Source organism: Limnospira sp. PMC 289.06 (assembly GCF_032350395.1).
GTDB lineage: Bacteria > Cyanobacteriota > Cyanobacteriia > Cyanobacteriales > Microcoleaceae > Limnospira > Limnospira platensis.
The window spans coordinates 1-4,291 of sequence record NZ_JARPLC010000214.1 but is presented as its reverse complement, the minus strand read 5'-3'; the positions used below and the strand labels follow the sequence as shown (position 1 = coordinate 4,291).

The following is a 4,291-nucleotide window of genomic DNA, read 5'->3' as shown; positions in this document are numbered from 1 at the left end:
TTAGTTCCCTAAGCGTCGGGACATATAAACAGTTATGAGGATGGTCAGGAGTGCGCTCCTTATATCCAAACTCAGGGCTGGAATCCTCACCGGCTAGTGATTTCTGGCATTTAAGCCCTATTTCATACCCGAACGTCTCGCACCATTCGCTTACATTTGTCACTACTGATTATCTCGACCAGATATTCAGAGCCTAAGAGGGATTACAACCTTCCGTTTATATGGGCATTCCATCTGTAGATTTGTCCTCTCCACCGGGGTACTTTTAAAGGTCTTTGTAGGTAGTGAACAAAGCCCCCTACTTTTCCCCTTGCTCTTTTGAGCGTAGCGTATCAACCTATTTCGCTACTCCATTTTTACGATGGTTCAGGCCAGACATTCGGTTTCCCTAATCATGGATGGTTGGCAGTGGTCTCACTTCTGGTGTTGGGTTACACCTCGGATCCCTCCGTACCCCGCTTCAATCTGACGGGTTATGATTCCTGAAATCGGGGGTGGCTATCGCCGTTTCCCTCAACTCTGTTTCGTTACGCTTCCGTTATGTTAAGAATTGTTACGATTTGTTACAGAGTATGTTGACCTTGGGTTCCCTGCCTTGATTTGGTATCGTATGATACTAATCGTTGGGACATATAAACAGTTATGGGGTGGTCAGAAGCGAGCTTCTTGTATTCACCCAAGGGGCTGAAACCCCCACCAGGCGGTTATTTAGGGTATCACAATCCTATTTTATGCCTGAACGTTTCGCACCCGATAATTAATTGATAACAGAAAGCCCCCTAAAAAGTGCGTTCTACCCTCAGTGTTTGACCCGGTGTAAGTTTCTTAATTTCCTCAGTTAAATCTAACCAGGGTTGTAGTTGTCCCGGTTGAAATGTGCGACTCATGACCACATAAATAGAGGTTTGGGAAGCCCCAATTCCTGCACTAATTACACCCTGCCAAGAAGAGGCGGTAATTTCATCTGTCACCAGCCATTGATTATCTTGCCAGAGTAATTTTCGCCGAAAGTGAAACGGTGCATCCTGCTTGCCTGTTATTAACATTTTTTGCAGCATTTTCCGAATTAAGTTGGGAAAAAACCGCCCAAAAGTTAACATGACTACCCGTAACAGGATTAATTTTAAGGGTGACATTTGGGTTTGTTTCGCCCATCCTAACGGCCCTTCGATAGTGATTTCGTCCTGTTCTACTTTGACCTGGTAAGGTTCGATTAGGTGACTGACGGCATTTTTTAAATTTTTCCCCTTGCTAATTTGCAGGGATATTTGAGTGTCAGAAATTACTAATTTATTGTTCCTAAATATCTTGAAAACTCCGCCTTTATTTAAGCCCATATATAACTCAATCCCGGGACGACGTTTGATTAAAATTTGGGCTTCTTTTAACCAAAGACTAGCCACATCCCGGGGCAGAGGCTGAGGTCGATCGCTCACGAAATCTTGCCAAGCCAGCAGATAATTCCAGGCATGATGCCCAATAATATGATCATCAGCATAGCAAGGACCCAAGCCATTTTTTAGACCCTGTAAAAACTGGTCATTAATCCGCAGGGCTTCTGGTAGCCACTTCCCCGCTAACTCAAAACCATGGGGAAAGAAATTATAAGTGTTGCGGCAGCCATATTCCCCGCCATAAGTGCCATCAGGGTGGATGAAATGGGACGCTAATTCTACACCTTTGGCGATCGCATTTTTCACCCGGTCATCAGGTTTAAGGCGGTCCAATTCTGCCAAACAGGAAAGGGTGAGAGTATGATATCCGGGGTCGCAACCCTCATACTCCCGAAACCATCCCTCTTCAGTTTGCCAACTTAAAAGGCGATCGAGTCTCGTCCCTTGTATGCGCCGCCATTTAGAAGTTTGCAGCAGGTTTCCCAACCTTTCCAAGGCTAGAATAATTAACGCCTCATGGTTCGCCAGTTGACCACTTTCGTAGTGGTTAGCCAACCAGTTCGCCCGTCGTTCAAAAAACCTCAGCGCCTCATAATCAACTAACCCCAATAGTCGATAACTTTCCACACAAGCCAGCAAAGAAAACGCCGAAGCCCCCGCCGCCCTTTCATAGGGGAAATAGTCATCACTAGAACCGTCTGCATGGGCGCTGCGCGCTGCAAAAGCTATCCCCGCTTGTACCCATTCCTTGATAGCGGGGTGTTGGTAATAGGAATTATCGGGAACATTGACTTCGTGGGCTAAAGCCATGGGCCAGACAAACTCCTGGGCCATACCACTGGGGAAGTCGATAATTTTATAATGCCAGAAGTTTCGGTCAAAACACCCATAGGTCGGACTGTGGGGGTTCCGATCTAGCAAGGTGAGAATTTTAGGAATTTGCCCTAGGGCTTCGATCGCAAATATATCTCTACTCACTTTGGGGTGGCTGAATTAATATGAAACCACATTCTAACTCGAAGTAATCCATCATCAATAATCAATAACTAATTCTATCACGCCTCCCTCTCCCCGGATATTTTGGGGGGTTGACAAACACTGCTCAATTGTGATATTCTGTAAGCAAAAAAAATAATTTTTATATAGCCACTTTTTTTAAAATTGTCAGTATTCCAATTATATAAAATGGTAGCAGAAACTTACCCAAAAATCAACCCACCCCCCCACAAAAAAAATTTTTGTAACATTTATTAACTTTTTATTGCAAAAGTTAACATAATCTGGGAGAGTCCCGGATGGTTGGGAACTCTCCCCCAGATGATGGATAATTCATCAAGCGACGCGCAGGCGTTCAAAGCCGTGTAAGATAGGGGGGCGAGCCTTATCAGAAGTCACTCTATACAGGCGGGAAATTTCGGCGCTATTATATACTCGGAACTCGCTTTCTACAGTAGCCCTGTGGGTACGGATAGCTTGATTCAAGACTAGGGAACCTTCGGGGTCGGATACTGACCGATGGAAGGTTCCTGGGGGAATCCGCAAAATGTGTCGATTAGCGTCTAGTCGGACAATATGATAGGGACATTCCCAAGCGAAATTAACTAGATAGAAAGTACGACCCCCGGAAACAGCCAGTAGGTTATCTTCTTGGTTGGAGTGTAGATAGAACTGCCAGTAGCCATCCTCCGTGTTGTTGGGACTGGTAGCTGGTCCTTCGTGAAAAACCAGATCCCTAGCATTAGAGTTGGGGATGGTGATATCGAAAAAACGCACGCTAGGGGTATCACGGAACTTATGGAAGGGCAGTAACTCGAACATAAATGATTAGAGTAGCGATTAAATTTTTCAGTTCTCCCATAGCTTAATGATCTGATTCGGTATCATGCAAAACTCATTAAGCATAATTTCCATGCGTAAACTGGATGGATGATTGTTAATGACGATGGTCTCCGGTTCGGTTAATTGTTATGAATTTGTTTCATGTGCGGGTGTTAATGGCTGTGGTCGCCAAGGGTAGCTTTTCTGAGGCGGCGCTGGATTTGAATATTTCCCAATCCTCGGTGAGTAGGGCGATCGCATCTTTAGAAAATGAGTTAGGGATTCCCCTATTGTGTAGGGGGCGCTTTGGAGCGCATTTAACCCCCATTGGTGAAAAAGTCCTAGGTCACGCCCAGAAAATCCTGGAACTGCGGGAGACTATCGACCACGAGGTGAATTTGGAAAAGGGGTTACAGGGGTCTAAGGTGCGGGTGGCTTCTTTTCGCAGTGCGGCTACCCATATTTTGCCGCCGAAAGTGGCTGAGTTTCGCAGTCGTTTTCCTAATGTAGAGGTGAAAATTACCGAGACTGATCCGGTGGGGGTGGAACAGGCTTTGCGGATGGGTCAGGTGGATATTGGTTTAGTTCCTTTACCGCGATCTGAAGAGTTTGATACTTGGGAAATTGCCCGGGATGAGTATGTAGTATTATTGCCCAATTCTAAGCAACCAATTACCCAAAATTTAACCTGGGAAGAGTTGTCAGCTCATGCTTTTATATTGTACAATTATGCTGAGTGTACTTCGGCGGTGCGAGAACATTGGGCTAGGTGGGGACAGACCCTAAAAATTGCCTATGAGATTAAGGAAGATTCTACTATTGTTAGTATGGTGGCTCAAGGTTTAGGGGCCGCAATTCTGCCCCGGTTGGCGGCGCTACCTATTCCTAAGTCGGTGAAAGTGCGATCGCTTCCAGTACCCTTAGAAAGGGCGATCGGCGCGGCTATTCTTAGTAATGGTCTGCATCCTCCGGCGGTTTTCGCCTTCCTCGATGTATTACGTTAGAGACCTGCTCAATTGGTCGGTCTGTATCCGTCAGAACGCATAACTATAAACCCTTATCCTGATAGCGATAGCGGG

Annotated in this window: 3 protein-coding genes; 1 reads left to right on the top strand and 2 read right to left on the bottom strand. The window is 45.7% G+C overall.

What is annotated here, in order from left to right:
- Positions 1-779 precede the first annotated feature (779 nt).
- Both P5674_RS23410 and P5674_RS23405 read right to left on the bottom strand, forming a co-directional pair.
- Positions 780-2,372 carry a hypothetical protein gene (locus tag P5674_RS23410; RefSeq protein ID WP_006616318.1) on the bottom strand — a complete coding sequence of 531 codons (1,593 nt, stop codon included), beginning with the start codon at positions 2,370-2,372 and terminating at the stop codon, positions 780-782.
- A 354-nt stretch (positions 2,373-2,726) separates the two neighbouring features.
- Entirely contained in the window at positions 2,727-3,212 is a 486-nt protein-coding gene (locus tag P5674_RS23405) for a hypothetical protein (protein ID WP_014277033.1), read from the bottom strand.
- Between the two features lie 149 nt (positions 3,213-3,361).
- Between P5674_RS23405 and P5674_RS23400 the strand changes: the two genes are divergently transcribed.
- Positions 3,362-4,216 (top strand): LysR family transcriptional regulator, encoded by an 855-nt coding sequence (locus P5674_RS23400; RefSeq protein WP_006616316.1) that lies wholly within the window; start codon positions 3,362-3,364, stop codon positions 4,214-4,216.
- The last annotated feature ends 75 nt before the right edge of the window (positions 4,217-4,291 follow it).

Bases quoted from the DNA above. Each gene is read 5' to 3' on its own strand.
- P5674_RS23405 (WP_014277033.1), bottom strand. From the start codon at position 3,212: ATGTTCGAGTTACTGCCCTTCCATAAGTTCCGTGATACCCCTAGCGTG.
- P5674_RS23400 (WP_006616316.1), top strand. From the start codon at position 3,362: ATGAATTTGTTTCATGTGCGGGTGTTAATGGCTGTGGTCGCCAAGGGT.